The following is a 16,020-nucleotide window of genomic DNA, read 5'->3' as shown; positions in this document are numbered from 1 at the left end:
CCGTCACCAGCGACAGCGCGATCGAAGCCAGGACGCACAGCAACGGCGTGACCCACAGGCTGGCCCGCAGCCGATGGCGGCACCGCAGGGACACCATCGAACGTCCTCCTCCTTCGGCCGCGGCCGGAACCGTCCTGCCGACATCGACACCGGCGCGCACCACAGGCCCTCCCGCCTGGCGGAGCCGCTGACGGCCCGCAACACGCGGCTTTCGCCGCTAGGCGGTCGCCCCGCCAGGGGAGGCCACTGGCTCGCGCCGACCACACTGGACACGTCCACATCGGACCGGGCGTCGACGGCGGGTCCGTCGGCGAGAACGGCAGGCTCCGGCACGGCGCGGACGACGCCGCCGCGGACATCGGGCACATCCGCGTGCCCGAGCTGCCCGACGCGTTGTGCCGCTGCGGAAACCACGGCTGCCTCGAAGCCATCGCCTCGACCGGGGCCATCGCGTCGCGGCTCGGGCTGAGCGAGGACCACCTGCTGGCTTCGGTGGTCCGTGGCGAGGCGAACACCGTCAGCGAGGTCCGCGAGGTGGTGCACAGCTCGCTGGGTGACGAAGCGTGTCTCATCGGCGGCATGGTGCCGGCGATCGAGCAGGTCCTCTCTCCCCGCGGGATCGCCGACCACACCCGGCCGCAGGATTCGCCCATGCTGCAGCTCGGACTGTGTCTTGCCCGGTAGCCACCGGCCCGGACGGGAGCGCTACCGCGTCGCGGCCACCGGTGCGGCCGTGAGCGCACCGTCCACCCGCCGCGGGATGCGAAGTTCATTCGCGTCCCGGAGTGCGGGCGGCAGCAGCGCGTCCGGCACCGACTGGTAGGCGACCGGGCGCAGGAACCGGCGCATCGCGGTGGCCCCGACCGAGGTGTGCACCGAGGTCGTCGCCGGGTACGGGCCGCCGTGGTGCTGCGCCCAGCCGACCGCGACGCCGGTCGGCCAGCCGTTCCAGATGACTCGCCCCGCTTTGCCGGTCAGAGCGTGCAGCAGGGCCGGTGCGATCGCGTCGCCGCGCTGTTCCCCGTGCACGGTGGCGGTGAGGTTGCCCTCCAGCAGATCCGCCGCGGCAGGCAGTTCCGCCTCGTCGGCATAGATCACGACCAGCGCGAACGGGCCGAAACACTCCACGAGCAACTGCCCGGAACATCGGGCGAATTCCGCGGCGGTGGTGCTGACCAGAACGGGCCGGACGACCGATTCGTCCGCGGCGTCCTGCTCGGGGACGCTCAGCGACCGCACCGCCGGATGGGCCGCCAGTCGCGCGGCCCCGGCCCGGAACGCGGCGCCGATGCCCTCGTGCAGCAACCGCATCGGAGCCTTGGGCGCGCCGGTGGCGATCCGATCCTCCAGCCCGCACCCCGCCGGCACGAACAGCACACCCGGTTTGGTGCAGAACTGCCCGGCGCCCAGTGACATCGACGCCAGGAAGCCGTCGACGATGTCCCCGCCGCGTACCCGGGCCGCTTCGCGGGTGACGAACACCGGGTTGAGGCTGCCCAGTTCCCCGTAGAAGGGAATGGGGGAGGGCCTGGCCGCGGCCAGGTCCGCCAGAGCCCGTCCTCCCGCCGTCGAACCGGTGAAGGCGACGGCGGTGATCCGCGCGTCGGTCACCAGTTCGCGTCCGGTCTCCATCCCGTGAACCACGGCGAACGTACCGTCGGGCGCGCCGGCCGCACGCAACGCGTCGACGACCACCCGCGCGTAGGCACCCGACAGCCGGGGCTGGGCCGGATGGGCCTTCGCGATCACCGGGCACCCCGCCGCCAGCGCCGACGCCGTGTCGCCCCCGGCCAGCCCGAAGGCGAACGGGAAGTTGCTCGCGCCGAACACCGCGACCGGGCCGAGCGGGATCAGCATCCGCCGCAGATCCGGGCCGGCGCGGTCGATGACCGCCTCCAGCCACGAGCCCTCCTCCACGGCGTCGGCGAACATCTCGAGCTGCCCGGCGGTCCGCTCGACCTCGCCGGTGAGCCTGGGCGTGCCGAGCGAGCTGTCCGCGTCGGCCAGCGGCACCAGCTCGTCCGCCTGCGCGCGCAGAGCGCCGGCGACGGCGCGCAGCAGGCCGGCGCGCTCGGTCAGGGGCATCGCCGCGAGCACCGGCGCGGCCGACCGGGCCGCCGTCAGCACCTCCTCGTACTCCTGGCAGGTGGTGTCCGCGATCGCGGGGGCAGGCATCGTCGCTCCTTCTGTTCGCCGGAATGGCCGGAAGTTCCGGCCGCACGGGAATCCGTGGCTCCCCACGATCACCGCCGGCCCGCGGAAACCGGTACCTCCAGGTGGAGGTACCGGCGCGGCGGCGGCCCGGGCGAGCATCGATCCATCGCGGCGACCCGCGACCTCGCTGAGGAGGACCGTTTTGCTTCGAACCGCAGTACTTTCCCGGTCTGCCGGAGGCGTCCGGTGACGGGCCGGGCGGCAGGACCGCTCGCCGGAATCCGGGTGCTCGACATGACCAGGCTCGCTCCGGGCCCGTACGGCAGCATGCTGCTGGCCGATCTCGGCGCCGAAGTGATCGCGATCGGCGGCGGCCGCTCCGGTCTGCCGGTGCCCGCGTTGTCCCGGGGCAAGGAATTCATCACGCTCGACCTCAAGACCACCGAGGGCCGCGCCGCCCTGCACCGGCTGGTCGCCGAGTCCGATGTGCTCATGGAGGGCTTCCGGCCCGGGGTGGCCGACCGGCTCGGCGCCGGGTACGCGGAGCTCAGCGCGCTCAACCCGCGCCTGGTCTACTGCAGCGTCACCGGTTACGGCCAGACCGGCCCGCTCGCGCAGCGCGCCGGCCACGACATCAACTACCTCGCGATCGGCGGCGCGCTGGGCACCTTCGGTCCGGCCGACGGTCCGCCGGCGCCCCCGCTGAACCTGGTCGCCGACTTCGCCGGGGGCGGGCTGCTCGCGGCGTTCGGCATCGTGGGGGCGCTCTACGAACGGGAGCGTTCCGGCCGCGGACAGTACCTCGACGCCGCCATGGTCGACGGGGTGCTGTCCATGATGGGCATGAACTTCGCCGACTGGGGCGGAGGAGCACTGCCGCGGCGCGGTGAGGGTGTGCTCACCGGGACGCTGCCGGCCTACCGCTGCTACGAGTGCGCCGACGGTCGTCACGTGGCGGTCGGCGCGCTGGAGAAGGCGTTCTTCGCGAACCTCTGGCAGGCACTGGACCTCGGTGCCGTGCCCGACCACTTCGACCCGGCCAACTTCGCCACGATCGAGGCGCGGCTCGGTGACGCCTTCCGGCAGCGGACGATGGCGGAGTGGACGAAGTTCTTCGCCGGGATCGACGCGTGCGTCACCCCGGTCCTCGAACCACACGAGCTGGGTGAGTTCGACCAAATCGCCGAGCGTTACCAGGGATTCGACCCCGGGTCGGTGCCGGCGGTGCCGGTGTACTCCCGGACCGCGGCGACGCCCGGCCGGACCGACACCGCCGACGCGACCGAGCGGGTGCTCGCCCGGTTCGGACTCTCCGCCGAAGAAGCGGACAAGGCAGCGGGACCCCGCGACGGCAGCGCCGTCACCGGTCTGCGCTGGCCACCGATGTGAACCGGTAGCCGAGAAAAGCATTGAGGAGCAAGAGAACGTGAACACCGAGTACGAGGACTTCCGGTCCAGCGTGCGCCGGCTGGCGGCGGACAAGATCGCGCCGCACGCCGCGGACGTGGACGACAAGGAGCGTTTCCCCGAAGAGGCCTGGGCCGCACTGCGGGCGGCGGACCTGCCGGGCCTGCCCTACGCCGAGGAGCTCGGCGGGGCCGGCGCCGACCTGCTGTCCCAGGTGATCGCCGTCGAGGAGGTGGCGGCGGCCTGTGCCAGCTCCGCGCTGGTGCTGCTGGTCAACTGGGCCGGCACGTCCACTGTGGTCAGCCACGGTTCGGACGAACTGCGTGCCGAGGTCGTGCCGCGGGTCGCCGCGGGTGAGGCGGGTGCCGCCTGGTGCATGACCGAACCGACCGTGGGCTCCGATCTGTCCGGCATCAGGACCACGGCGACCCGGGACGGCGACGACTGGGTCCTCAACGGACAGAAGCGGTTCATCAGCAACGCGCCGTGGGCCGAGTGGTACGCCGTGCTCGCCCGGACCGGCGAGAAGGACTTCGGCGTCTTCATGGTCCGCAACGACGACGCCGGGATCTCCTTCGGCCCGCACGAGAAGAAGATGGGCATGCGGGGCAGCCCGACCACCGACGTCCTCCTGGAGGACTGCCGGATCCCCGGCGGCCGTGTCGTCGCCGACCCGGCGCAGGGCTACCGCTACATCAACGGCGAACTCAACACCAGCCGCGCCCTGATCGCCGCGCAGGCGCTCGGGATCGCGCAGGGCGCCTTCGACGCCGCCGTCGCCTACACCTGCGATCGCCGGCAGTTCGGGCAGGCGCTGTCCCGGTTCCAGATGCTCCGGGGAATGGTCGCCGACATGGCGGTGAAGATCGAGTCCGCCCGCGCGTTGCTCTACGACGCGGTCGCGCTGATCTCCGCTGGCGACCCGCGGGCGCGATCCCGGGTCTCCATGGCGAAGCTGCTCTGCAGCGACAACGCGATGTCGGTGGCCACGGATGCCCTGCAACTGCACGGCGGCTACGGATTCACCCGCGACTACCCGGTGGAGCGCATGATGCGGGACGTGAAGATCACCCAGATCTACGAGGGGACCAACCAGATCCAGCGGCTGGTCATCGCGAAGGACGTCTACGCCCGGCAGGCCCGGTCATGACCCGGGCACTGGAGGGGATCCGCGTCCTCGACCTCGGCGAAGTCATGCAGGGCCCGCTCGCCGCGCAGGTGCTCGGTGACTTCGGCGCCGACGTGATCAAGGTCGAGCGCGGGATCGGCGGCGACATGATGCGGTCGCTGGACCGCGTGGCGGCGGAGACGGGCGAACCGTGCTCCTACTACGTCGCCGTCAACCGGAACAAGCGCAGCGTCTCGCTCAACCTCAAGACCCGCGAGGGCATGGCGGCGCTGCACCGGCTGCTGGCGGAGGCCGACGTGCTGGTGCACAGCTACCGGCCGGCGGCGGTGCGGCGGCTCGGCCTGACCTACGAAGACCTGGCCGAGCGCTACCCGAAGCTGGTCTACGCTTCGGCCTCCGGCTTCGGGGAGACCGGACCGTACGCGCACAAGGCGGGGCAGGACATGCTCGCCCAGTCGCTGAGCGGCATGGCCCGTACCGTGGGCGACCCGAACCTGAGGGCGCACATCCTGCCGGTTCCGGTGGTCGACTACGCGTCGGGGATGGCGCTGGCACAGGGCATTCTCGCGGCCCTGCTGGAGCGGGAACGCTCCGGCCGGGGGCAGCGGGTGAGCGTCAACCTGCTCGACACGGCGCTGGCGCTGCAGACGCTGGAAAGCGCGTCACTGCTGATGCACCAGCGTGAGACGAACTGGGTCACCGACTGGTACAGCGGGATCTTCGAAACCACCGACGGCATGGTCACCGTGCTCGGCTTGTTCCGGGACAACGCGCTGCACCTGGTGTGCAAGGCGCTCGGGGTGGAGGACCTCAGCCGCCGTCCGGAGTTCGCCACGGCGGAGCTGCAGGCCCGCAACAAGGACAAGGCCAACGAGGTGCTGCGGGGTACCGTCCGCGCCCTCTCCACCGACGAGGCGATCGCGCGGTTCGACGCCGTCGATCTGCTCTCCGCGCCGCTGCTGACCCTCGAGGAGGCACTGGCGCACCCCCAGGTGCTGGAGAACGGCACGATCACCCAGGTCGAGGTCGGCGGGGGCCGGACGACGCGCATCCTCGGCAACCCGGTCAAGCTTTCCCGGACCCCGGCCACCACCAGGCGGGGCGTCGCCGACGTCGGCGAGCACACCGAACCCGTGTTGCGGGAGTCCGGTTTCACCGACGACGACCTCGCGCGGCTGCGCGCGAGCGGGGGCATCCGATGAGGACGGTCGGCCCCACGCTGCGAGGAGGATCCCGATGAACGAACACAATGCCGTGGTGCTGAAGGAGTTCGGCGCCGACCTGGAGATCACCCGGTTCCCCGGGGTCCGTCCCGGACCCGGTGCGGTGGTCGCCGATGTCACCCACGCCGGTGTCTGCGGCACCGACATGCACCTCCAGCAGGGCCGGATGGCGATCCCCCTGCCGGTCGTGCTCGGCCACGAAGCGGTCGGCCGCATCCGGGAACTCGGTGCGGGCGTGTCGGCCGATGCGACCGGCGCCCCTCTACGGGAGGGCGACCTGGTGTCGTGGGCGTCGAACATCCCGTGCGGGACCTGCTTCCACTGCGCGACCGAGGGCGAGCCGTCGCTGTGCGAGACCCGCAAGGTCTACGGCATCAACCAGAGCTGCGCGGAGCCCCCGCACCTGTCCGGCGGCTGGTCCGAGCAGATTTACCTGCAGCCGGGTTCCACCATCGTCAAACTGCCCGAGGGCATCGGCCCGCAGCAGGTGATCGCGCTCGGCTGTGCCGGCCCGACCGTCGTGCACGCGGTGCTGGACATCGGCAAGCCCCGTGCGGGCGACGTCGTGGTGGTCCAGGGCAGTGGGCCGGTCGGCATGGCGGCGGCCATGTTCGCCGCCGTGGCCGGTGCGGGCAAGGTGATCATCGTCGGCGGCCCGGCGAACCGGCTCGACGTCGCGCGGGAGATCGGGATCGGCGACGTGCGCATCGACATCTTCACCGAGACCGACCAGGAGGCCCGGCTGGCGAAGGTACTGGCCGAAACCCCGGACGGGCGCGGCGCGGATCTCGTGATCGAGGCGACCGGGGTGCCCTCGGCGGTCGCCGAGGGCATGGACATGACCCGGCGCGGCGGCAAGTACCTGGTGGTCGGCCAGTACACCGACCACGGGCCGACGATGATCAACCCGCACCACATCACCCGCAAACAGCTGAGGGTGCTCGGCAGCTGGGCGTTCTCGCCGCGGAACCACCTGGACTACGTGCTGGCCCTGCCCAGCCTCGCCGCGCGCTTCGACCTGGACCGGCTGGTCACCGCCTATCCGCTGGAGCGGGCCAACGAGGCGCTGGCGGACATGCGCGCAGGCAGGGCCCTCAAGCCGGTGCTGGTGAACGGGGACCGGTCGTGAGCGCGCGGTGGGACGAAGCTTCCCGGCGGATGCGGCTGCGGATCGACGAGACCGCGGCCGAGGTGGCGACGGGCTTCCCCAACTACGCCGACACGGACACCGGCGTCTGGACTTGCAGCGCGGACGGGTTCTGGACCGGCGGCTTCTGGGGCGGTCTCCTCGCGCTGTCGGCCGCCGACTCCGGTTCCCGGCGCTACGCGCGGCTCGCCGACGACGTGGCGGAGCGGCTCACGGTGCGGGCGAGCTCGGACACCGCGTTCCGCGGGTTCCTGTTCTTCTACGGCGCCGGAGTCGCGCACCTGACCGGCAAGAGCGGCACCGCACGGGACGCGGCACTCGCCGGTGCGCGGGGGCTCGCGGCGAGTTTCAACCACGACGCGGGGCTGATCCCGCTCGGCAGTCAGGCCGAGGAGTCCGGCGCCGTCGGCGCCGGTGCCGCCAACATCGACGCCGTGCCCGGCACCGTGGCGCTGCTCGCCTGGGCCGCACGGGAGACGGACCGGCCGGAGCTGGCGGACATGGCACGCGCGCACGCGCGGCGCCACGTCGAGTACTGCCTGCGCGAGGACGGTTCGGTGTGCCAGTCCGCCGCCTTCGACGAGTGGGACGGGACCCTGCTGCGGCGCTACACCCACAAGGGACGCTCCGACGACAGCACGTGGGCCCGCGCCCAGGCCTGGGCGATGCTCGGTTTCGCCCAGGCCGCGCACTGGGTGGGACCGGAGTTCGCCGGGCCTGCGACGACGGTCGCGGACTGGTGGATCGAGCAGCTGCCCGCCGACCACGTCGCGCCGTGGGACTTCAGCGCCGGACCGGAAGAGCCGCGGGACACCTCGGCGACCGCCATCGCCGCGGCCGCCCTGCTCAAGCTGGCCGCGCTGGTCCCGGACCGCCCGCGGTACCGGGAGCACGCCGCCGCGATGGTGGACACCCTCACCACGTTCGTCACCCCGGCCGAGGCGGGGGACCACCGCAGGCCGGGCATGCTCACCGGCGGCTGTTTCGACCCGCGGCGCGGGGTGGCCACCGACGCCGAGCTGGTGTGGGGTGACTACTTCCTGCTGGAGAGCCTGCTGGGGCTGCGGGGCGTGCTCGATCCGGCGGACCTGTAGATCACCCCGGGTTACCATGGCCGCACCTCGACGAGGAGAGAACGTGATGACGCCTGCGCCGGAAACCCCCGCGGAAGGGCTGCTGGAGCAGCTCGCCTCGCGGCATTCGGAGCTGCTCGTCCTGTCGGACAGCTCGCTCGCGATGAAGACGGTGGCCCGGCGGATCCGGGAGCTGGGCGAGTTCGACATGTCCCTGGTCGGCCGGCTCGAGCCGGGGCGCAGGCTGGTGCACCGGAGCTGGCAGGGCACGACGAGCACGGCGTTGCACCGGCTCGTCGTGCCCGAGGGCGTCGGACTGGGCGGCAAGAGCATCGCCCAGCGGCGGCCGGTGTGGGTCCGCGACTACTGCACGTCGGACGCGATCACGCACGACTTCGACGAGCTGGTCGCGCGGGAGGGGCTGGGTGCGATGCTGGCCGTCCCCATGATCTACGACGGGGAAGTACTCGGCGCCGTGTACGTCGGCATCCGCGCCCAGGCCTCCTTCGGCGACCAGGTCATCGCGCGGCTGGAGGAGGCGGCGGCCGTCGCCTCCGTGACCCTGGTCAGCTCGGAGCGGGCGAAGCTGCAGACCGGGATGGCGCTGGACGCCGAGCGGCGGCGGATGGCTGCCGACCTGCACGACTCGGTCAGCCCGGTGCTCTTCCGCATCGGCGCCGAGCTCCGCAGCCTGCGGGCGATGGACGACCTCGACCGGATCCGGGACCGGCTCGACGAGGTGCAGCGGCAGGTGGCCTCGGTGAGCGCGCTGCTGCGCAACTCCCTGGCCGACCTCAACGAACAACCCCCGGAACGCCGGCTCGCGGTGGCCATCCAGGAGGACTGCGAGGCCTTCGAGGAGCGGACCGGCCTGCCGGCCTCGTTCGTGGCGCTCGCGGACGTCCCCGAGCTGGGGCCGGGCCGGACGGAGGCGCTGACCAGCGTCGTGCGTGAAGCGCTGGTCAACGTCGAGAAGCACGCCCAGGCGTCCACCGTGGTCGTGAGCCTCGTGGTGGCGGGCGGGCGGCTCACCGTCGCGGTCGCCGACGACGGGAACGGCTGGGCCGGCGGTGACCTGGACAAGGTGGGTCACCTCGGCCTGCCGCTGTCCCTGCGCCGGATGGAACGGGTGGGCGGTGGCATGTCGATCATCGGCAACGAGGACGGCGGCACGACCGTGCGGGCCTGGGTCCCCTGCGTGGCCGAGGGCGCCGACGATGTCTGACGCCGGCGTCCGGGTGCTCGTGGTGGACGACCACCCGGTGATCCGCGGCGGGGTCGAACTGCTCGCCGCCGAAGACCCGGCGATCACCGTGGTGGGCGGCGCGAGCACGGGGCACGAGGCGATCAAGGTCGCGCAGGAGGTGGCCACCGACGTCATCCTGCTGGACCTGCGCCTCCCGGACATGCCGGCTCCCGAACTCGTCGCCCAGCTGCGGCGCGTCGCACCGCGCGTGAAGATCCTGCTGTTCACCGCGTTCGCCGATCACGGGGCGATCGACGTGCTGATCGAGGCGGGTGCGGACGGCTGCCTGGTCAAGGACGTCACCGGCGGTGACTTCGCCACCGCGGTGCGCCGGGTGGCCCGCGGTGTCCGGGTCGTCGATCCCCGGCTGACCGGCCGTCACGCTTCCGCGACCCCGGAACTGCTGTTCCGGGTCGGTCTCACCAGGCGCGAGTACGAGGTGCTGCGGCTCGCCGCGATGGGACACAGCAATCCGGAGATCGCCGACCGGCTCGCGCTCGCCCGCAACACCGTGAAGACGTACCTGCAGACCGCGATGCAGAAACTGAACGCGCGGAACCGGGTCGAGGCCATCGCCAAGGCCCACGAACTCCGGCTGCTCTAGTCAATTCCCCTTTCCCGGGCGATTTCCGCGATTCTCGCGCTGCCCTGAAATCGGTGAGGTGTTTCGTCATGAGTGCGTTCCTGGACTACTGGGGAAAACACGCCGGCAGGCCGGCGATGATCTGGGTGGACCGGTGTGGTCGCCATCGCCTGCTCCCGTATTCGCATTTCGCCGACCGCGCCGCGCGGTTCGCCTGCCTCCTGGACGGACTCGGGCTGGCGGCGGGGGAGTCCGTCGCGGTGCTGCTGCCACCGGTGCCCGAATGGTGGGAGGTCGCCGCCGGGGCGATGCGGGCCGGGATCCCGTTCGCGCCGATGCCGGGCGGGGTGCCGGACGGCGGCCGGTTGCGAGCCGCCGGAGCGGCCGTCGTCGTGGTCGACGAGGCACACCTCGAACCCGCGCTGGCCCTGCGGCGGGCGGGCGTGGTGCGGCACGTGGTCGGCGTCGGCGGCCTGCCGCACGCCGAGGCGATGAACTACCGGGCCATGATGTTCCTGGCCGAGACCGAGACCGAACCCGCACCGGCGCCACCGGAAAGCCTGGTCCTGCTGGCCGACGACGAGCGGTACAGCCACGAAGACCTGCGGCGGCTGGCGGACGGACTCGGCCTGGCGTGGCTGGACCGGCACCGCGACGACCTGCACCTGAGTCTCACCCCGCGGCACACCGCGACCGGCGTCCTGCTCGGCCTGATCGAGCCGTGGTCGGCGGGGGCGGCGATCCTGGTCGGGGAAACCGGTTGTGACCCCACCCGGGTCCGCGGCCTGCTGGAACGTTTCCCGGTGACCACCGTCGCCGCGCCCGGATCGTCCTATGTGGATCTCGCTCGAACGGATCTGCGTGGTCTGCGGAACTCGTCGTTGCGCCGCGTGCTCGCCACCGGTGCGCAACCGGACGCCGGCGCCGCCCGCGCGTGGTTCCGGCAGAAGGGCCTGTGGATACACCCCGGTCCCGCGCCCGCCGAGGTGCTGACGACCTGCGCGACTTTTCCCGGCGCTTTCTGACCCCTCCAGGTGGAGGTACCACGGGGTGCCCGCCACGAAGAAGCTTTCGGAGAGAACCTCCCGACGAAAAGGAACACCGATGTCCCTGATCTCGCGCAGCGGAAAAGCAGGATTCGCCAGCGCCGTCGGCACGACCGTGGAATGGTACGATTTCTTCATCTACGGCACCGCGGCCGGACTTGTCTTCAACACCCAGTTCTTCCCCCAGTTCGACGCCGTGATCGGCACGTTGCTGTCGTTCGCGACGTTTTCCGCCGCATTCGTCGCGCGGCCGATCGGCGGTGTCCTCTTCGGGCACTTCGGCGACCGGATCGGCCGCAAGTCCATGCTCGTGCTCACCCTGAGCATCATGGGGACCACGACCTTCGCCGTCGGCATGCTGCCCAGCTACGGGACCATCGGGGTGGCCGCCCCGATCATCCTCGTCACGCTGCGGTTCATCCAGGGCCTCTCGCTCGGCGGTGAGTACGGCGGCGCGGTGCTGATGACGGTCGAGCACGCGCCGGCCCACCGTCGCGGCTACTACGGGAGCTGGGTGCAGATGGGCGTGCCGGCCGGCCTCATGCTCGGCAACGCGGTCTTCCTCGCCTTCGGCGCGATGTCGCCCGAGAGCTTCCTGTCCTGGGGCTGGCGAGTGCCGTTCCTGATCGGCGGCGTGTTCGTGCTCGTCGGACTGGTCGTGCGGCTGAAGATCGGTGAGAGCCCCAGCTTCGACCGCCTGAAGGACAAGGAGAACGTGGTCAAGCTGCCGATCGCCGTCGTGCTGCGGCACTACCCGAAACAGGTCCTGCTGACCGGCGGCGCCTACCTCTCGATCGGCGTCACCTTCTACCTGACCACGGTGTTCGGCCTGAGCTACGGCGCCCAGCAGATCGGCTTCAGCCGGAACTCGATGCTGTGGATCGTGCTGGCCGCGATGGCGCTCACCTTCGTCACCCTGCCGCTGTTCGGCGCGCTCTCCGACCGTTTCGGCCGCAGGCCGGTCTTCGCCGCGGGGACGGTGGCGATGGGGGCGCTGGCGTTCCCCTGGTTCTGGCTGCTCGGCTCCGGCTCGTTCCTGCTCGCCGTGCTCGGTTACCTGCTGATCTGCACCGGCTTCTCCGCCGCGTTCGGCCCACTGGCCGCGTTCTTCGCCGAGGCCTTCGAAACCAGGATCCGGTACTCCGGCATCTCGTTCGGCTACACCCTCGGCACGCTGGCCAGCAGCGCGCTGGCGCCGGTCATCGCCACCTGGCTGCTGGACCGCACCGGCGGCACCACGGCCATCGCCTGGTACATGGTCGGCACCGCGGTGCTCTCGCTGGTGTGCACGTTCGCCCTGCGTGAAACCAGGGGATCGGACCTGGCCGACCGGCCGGGAGCGGCGACCCGGAACGAGTCACCACTGCTGCCCACCGAGTGAGGCGCGGCCGCGCCGTCCAGCTCCGCGACGCGAGCCGGACGGCGCGGACCCGACCGGGTGAAGCATTCCGGTCCGTGGCGGAGGGCAGTCACCGTCTCATGCGCCGGGGCGGAACACGGCGCGGACACATCCGTCCTCCTTGTCCTTGAACATCCGGTATCCCTTCGGTCCGTCGTCCAGCGACATCACGTGGGTGGCGAGATGTTCGGTCCGCACCTCGTCGCGGGACATGTGATCGAGGATCTCCGCGATGTAGCGGTGCCCGTGCTGCTGGGCGCCGCGCAGGGTCAGCGCCTTGTTCATCACCGCGCCGAGGGGGAACTTGTCGACCAGGCCGGCGAACACGCCGAGCGTGAACACCGTCCCGCCCTTCCGGCAGGCGTAGATCGCCTCGCGCACGGCGGCCGGCCGGTCGGTCTGCAGGCGCATCTGCTGCTTGACCTGGTCGTAGAGGTGCTGCGGGCCCGGGGAGTGCGCCTCCATGCCGACCGCTTCGATGCAGACGTCCGGTCCGCGGCCGCCGGTGATCTCGCGCAGCTCCGCGGGGACCTCGACCTCCTCGTAGTGGAGCGTGTCCGCCCCGACGAAGGTACGGGCCTGCTCCAGCCGGTTCTCGTACCGATCGATCACCACCACCCGCTCGGCTCCCATGAGCATGGCGGCGCGGGCCGCCATCTGACCCACTCCTCCGGCACCCCACACCGCGACCACGTCCCCCGGTCGCACACCGGCTTGGTGCGCCCCGGTCCAACCGGTGGGCGCCGCGTCGGAGGCGAACAGCGCTCGCTCGTCGGAGACGCCGTCGGGGACGGCGAAGGCCCCTTGATCGGCGTAGGGCACCCGGATGTAGCGGGCGTGGCTCCCCGCCCATCCGCCCATCGCGTGGGAGTAGCCGTAGCAGCCGCCGATCGACTGGCCCCACAGCGCCTCGGTGATCCCCGGGTTCGGATTGCCGTTGTCACACAGCGACCAGAGCCCTTGCCGGCAGTACCAGCACTGCCCGCAGCTCGTGAACGAAACCACCACCACGCGGTCACCCACCTGGTGCTTGGTCACGCCGGAGCCGACCTCGGCGACCGTGCCCATGAATTCGTGGCCGAGCACGTCACCCGCACGCATGGCGGGGATGTAGCCGCCGACCAGATGCAGGTCCGAGCCGCAGGTCGCACTCAGCCCCACCTCGACGATGATGTCGTGGTCGTTGAGGATCGCGGGCTCCGCGACGTCCTCGACGCCGATCTCGTTCACGCCGCGCCAGGTCACCGCCTTCACCGCACACCTCCCTTGGGCGCCACCCTGGTCCACGCCTCGAGCAGCGCCCCGCCGGGCGTCGCGGACCGCTTTCCGTGCGGCGCCGGATCCACAGCCAGCACCTCACCCACCTCGAAGACCTGTTTCGCGCGCCGGAGAGCCGCCCGCAGGTCGGCCTGCGGGTCGCTCCCGCTCAGCCGGTTGAGCGCCTTGCCCGGTGGCTGCCCGTCACGCATCCGTGCGGCGAGTTCGGTGCCCTTGCCTCCGGGAGCTGGGCGGACCCGCACTTCGATCCGGTCACCGAACTCCGCCAGCGGCGCGGGCAGCGCCGCCGACTCGAGTTCGGAGCACTCGCGGTACACGGTCACCGCCAGCCAGCCCGACGCCGGACGGCCCGCGGCGGCCGGGTTTCGTGCCGACGGGTCGATGGCCGCCCGGACACCACGGACGAGTGTTCCGCCGGCGTGAACAGCATGGAACACCAGCTTCCCGGCCGACGAGGTCATGCGCCGCCTCCGCCGCCCGCGGGCTCCGGGGTCTTGGCGAACTCCTGCACGATGCGCTCGCAGAACGCCGGCAGGTCGTCCGGTGACCGGCTGGTGGTGATGTTGCCGTCGGTGACGACCTGCTCGTCAACCACCTCCGCCCCGGCGTTGCGCAGGTCGGTGCGGACGCTCGGCCACGAGGTCAGCCGCCGGCCCCGCGCGACGCCGGCTTCCACGAAGTTCCACGGACCGTGGCAGATCGAGGCGACCGGCTTGCGGGACTGCACGAAGTCGCGGACGAACTTGACGGCGGCGGGTTCCATCCGCAGCTTGTCCGGGTTCACCGTCCCGCCTGGCAGGAGCAGCGCGTCGTAGTCGTCGGGGGAGACCTCCTTCACCACGCGGTCGACGGGGAAGGTGCCGGCATCCTCGAGGTCGTGGTCCCGTGCCTGGATCTCGCCGTTGCCGAGGGAAACCACGTCGGTCCGCGCGCCGGCGTCCTCCAGCGCCCGCCGCGGCTGTTCCAGTTCGACCCGCTCCACCCCGTCGGCGGCGAGGATGGCCACCCTGCGCCCCATCCAGCGTTCCGGCCATCTCAGGCACCCGCCGCGGCCATCGCCGGGTGCAGGACGACCTTCGTCCAGCCGTCGTCGCGGTTGTCGAAGTGCTCGTAGGCGTCCGGCGCCCGGTCCAGGGGAAGCTCGTGACTCACGATGAACGACGGCTCGGCCTTGCCCCCCGCGATCAGGTCGCGCAGTTGCCGGTTGTACTTCTTGACCGGCGCCTGGCCGCTGCCGATGTGCTGGCCCTTGAACCAGAACAGGCCGTAGTCGAAGGCGAGCTGGCCCTGCTTGGCCAAGTCGTCGCTGGCGCCGGGATCCTGCGGGACGAAGACACCGACGTTGCCGATCCTCCCGGTGAAGCGGACCGAGCCGACCAGCCGGTTCATGGTCAGGTTCGCCTGCTCCTGACCGTCCGGCTCGTGCGCCTGGTAACCGACGCATTCGCAGCCGTTGTCCGCTCCCAGCCCCATGGTCTCGTCGAGGACGGCCTGCACCGGGTCGACCTTCGAGTCGTCGATGGCGATCGCGCCGATCGATTCGGCCAACCGGAGCCGGTCGGGGTGCCGGTCGACGATCATGACCTTGCTCGCGCCGCGCAGGTTCGCCGACAGGGCGGCCATCAACCCCACCGGGCCCGCGCCGTAGATGACGGTCTGGTCGCCGGGCTGCACGCCGGCCATTTCCGTGGCGTGGTAGCCGGTCGGAAAGATGTCGGCGAGCATCACGTAGTCGCTCTGGCGCTCCTCCGCGTCCTCGCCGAGCCGCAGGCAGTTGAAGTCGCCCCACGGCACGCGCAGCAGCTCGGCCTGTCCTCCGGCCCACGGCCCCATGTCCGCGAAGCCGTACGCGGCGCCGGCCATCTTCGGTTCCGGCTGCGCGGTCAGGCAGTAGTTCGTGAGCTGACGCTCGCAGTTCTTGCAGTGTCCACAGGAGATGTTGAACGGCAGTACGACGTACTCACCCACCTGCACCTTGTCGACCCCGTCGCCCACTTCGACGACCTGCCCCATGTTCTCGTGCCCGAACCAGCGACCGGGCTCGAAGTCGGTCCTGCCCTCGTACATGTGGAGATCGGAGCCGCAGATGTTCGTCGAGGTGATGCGAACCAGGACGTCGGTGGGTCGTTCGATCCTCGCGTCCGGCACGTCCTTGACGCTCACCTGCCGCGGCCCTTCGTACACCACTGCCTTCATCGTGCCTGCTCCCTCGTGCCGGATGGTTCCAGCCGCCCGCGGTCGGGCGGCAGTTTCCATTACACGGAGCGGACGCGCGGGCCGGTATCGGCAGACATGCCCATACCGGCCTGGCATCCACCCAGACCGGGCGGGTTGG

The 16,020-nt window shown here is 71.4% G+C and carries 15 protein-coding genes; 10 read left to right on the top strand and 5 right to left on the bottom strand.

The annotated features are described in order from the left end of the window. Nucleotides 1-246 precede the first annotated feature (246 nt). On the top strand, nt 247-684 hold the full coding sequence (locus tag ABZ215_RS14740; protein WP_354949913.1) for an ROK family protein: 438 nt from the start codon (nt 247-249) through the stop codon (nt 682-684). A gap of 21 nt (nt 685-705) precedes the next feature. Here the strand turns inward: ABZ215_RS14740 and ABZ215_RS14735 are convergent, their stop codons facing one another. Next, a complete protein-coding gene (locus tag ABZ215_RS14735; RefSeq protein WP_354949885.1) occupies nt 706-2,175 on the bottom strand; it encodes an aldehyde dehydrogenase (NADP(+)) in 1,470 nt (489 codons plus the stop codon). Between the two features lie 54 nt (nt 2,176-2,229). On the opposite strand from ABZ215_RS14735, the gene ABZ215_RS14730 reads away from it, so the two are divergent. The 9 genes from ABZ215_RS14730 (at nt 2,230) to ABZ215_RS14690 (ending at nt 12,389) form a co-directional block, all read left to right on the top strand. Further along, nucleotides 2,230-3,543, top strand: a complete 1,314-nt coding sequence (locus ABZ215_RS14730) for a CaiB/BaiF CoA-transferase family protein (RefSeq protein WP_354949884.1) — start codon at nt 2,230-2,232, stop codon at nt 3,541-3,543. A 37-nt stretch (nt 3,544-3,580) separates the two neighbouring features. After that, nucleotides 3,581-4,711, top strand: a complete 1,131-nt coding sequence (locus ABZ215_RS14725) for an acyl-CoA dehydrogenase family protein (protein WP_354949883.1) — start codon at nt 3,581-3,583, stop codon at nt 4,709-4,711. Next, nucleotides 4,708-5,892: a CaiB/BaiF CoA-transferase family protein gene (locus ABZ215_RS14720; protein WP_354949882.1), complete on the top strand. Its 1,185-nt coding sequence runs from the start codon at nt 4,708-4,710 to the stop codon at nt 5,890-5,892. Before ABZ215_RS14725 ends, ABZ215_RS14720 begins: the two co-directional genes overlap by 4 nt. Nucleotides 5,893-5,926: 34 nt before the next feature. Beyond that, nucleotides 5,927-7,042 (top strand): zinc-binding dehydrogenase, encoded by a 1,116-nt coding sequence (locus ABZ215_RS14715; protein WP_354949881.1) that lies wholly within the window; start codon nt 5,927-5,929, stop codon nt 7,040-7,042. Next, nucleotides 7,039-8,154, top strand: coding sequence for a glucuronyl hydrolase (locus tag ABZ215_RS14710; protein WP_354949880.1), 1,116 nt, complete (start codon nt 7,039-7,041; stop codon nt 8,152-8,154). The genes ABZ215_RS14715 and ABZ215_RS14710 overlap by 4 nt, the downstream gene beginning before the upstream one ends. Nucleotides 8,155-8,200: 46 nt before the next feature. Further along, nucleotides 8,201-9,358, top strand: coding sequence for a GAF domain-containing protein (locus ABZ215_RS14705; protein ID WP_354949912.1), 1,158 nt, complete (start codon nt 8,201-8,203; stop codon nt 9,356-9,358). Next, nucleotides 9,351-9,983 carry a response regulator transcription factor gene (locus tag ABZ215_RS14700; RefSeq protein ID WP_354949879.1) on the top strand — a complete coding sequence of 211 codons (633 nt, stop codon included), beginning with the start codon at nt 9,351-9,353 and terminating at the stop codon, nt 9,981-9,983. Before ABZ215_RS14705 ends, ABZ215_RS14700 begins: the two co-directional genes overlap by 8 nt. A gap of 68 nt (nt 9,984-10,051) precedes the next feature. Next, complete coding sequence (locus tag ABZ215_RS14695; RefSeq protein ID WP_354949878.1) at nt 10,052-10,987, top strand: AMP-binding protein; 936 nt, start codon at nt 10,052-10,054, stop codon at nt 10,985-10,987. A gap of 79 nt (nt 10,988-11,066) precedes the next feature. Continuing rightward, complete coding sequence (locus ABZ215_RS14690) at nt 11,067-12,389, top strand: MFS transporter (protein WP_354949877.1); 1,323 nt, start codon at nt 11,067-11,069, stop codon at nt 12,387-12,389. Nucleotides 12,390-12,485: 96 nt separating this feature from the next. On the opposite strand, the gene ABZ215_RS14685 is transcribed toward ABZ215_RS14690, so the two are convergent. The 4 genes from ABZ215_RS14685 to ABZ215_RS14670 are packed head-to-tail and all read right to left on the bottom strand — an operon-like array spanning nt 12,486 to nt 15,881. Beyond that, nucleotides 12,486-13,661: a zinc-dependent alcohol dehydrogenase gene (locus ABZ215_RS14685; protein WP_354949876.1), complete on the bottom strand. Its 1,176-nt coding sequence runs from the start codon at nt 13,659-13,661 to the stop codon at nt 12,486-12,488. Next, nucleotides 13,658-14,146 (bottom strand): hypothetical protein, encoded by a 489-nt coding sequence (locus ABZ215_RS14680; protein ID WP_354949875.1) that lies wholly within the window; start codon nt 14,144-14,146, stop codon nt 13,658-13,660. The genes ABZ215_RS14685 and ABZ215_RS14680 overlap by 4 nt, the downstream gene beginning before the upstream one ends. Then, on the bottom strand, nt 14,143-14,703 hold the full coding sequence (locus ABZ215_RS14675; RefSeq protein ID WP_354949874.1) for a type 1 glutamine amidotransferase domain-containing protein: 561 nt from the start codon (nt 14,701-14,703) through the stop codon (nt 14,143-14,145). The genes ABZ215_RS14680 and ABZ215_RS14675 overlap by 4 nt, the downstream gene beginning before the upstream one ends. A 17-nt stretch (nt 14,704-14,720) precedes the next feature. After that, a complete protein-coding gene (locus tag ABZ215_RS14670) occupies nt 14,721-15,881 on the bottom strand; it encodes a glutathione-independent formaldehyde dehydrogenase (protein ID WP_354949873.1) in 1,161 nt (386 codons plus the stop codon). Between the last annotated feature and the right edge of the window lie 139 nt (nt 15,882-16,020).

This window comes from Amycolatopsis sp. NPDC006131 (assembly GCF_040614175.1).
Lineage (GTDB): Bacteria > Actinomycetota > Actinomycetes > Mycobacteriales > Pseudonocardiaceae > Amycolatopsis_E > Amycolatopsis_E tucumanensis.
The sequence above is the reverse complement of the archived record's forward strand: the minus strand, read 5'-3'. Positions and strand labels throughout refer to the sequence as shown.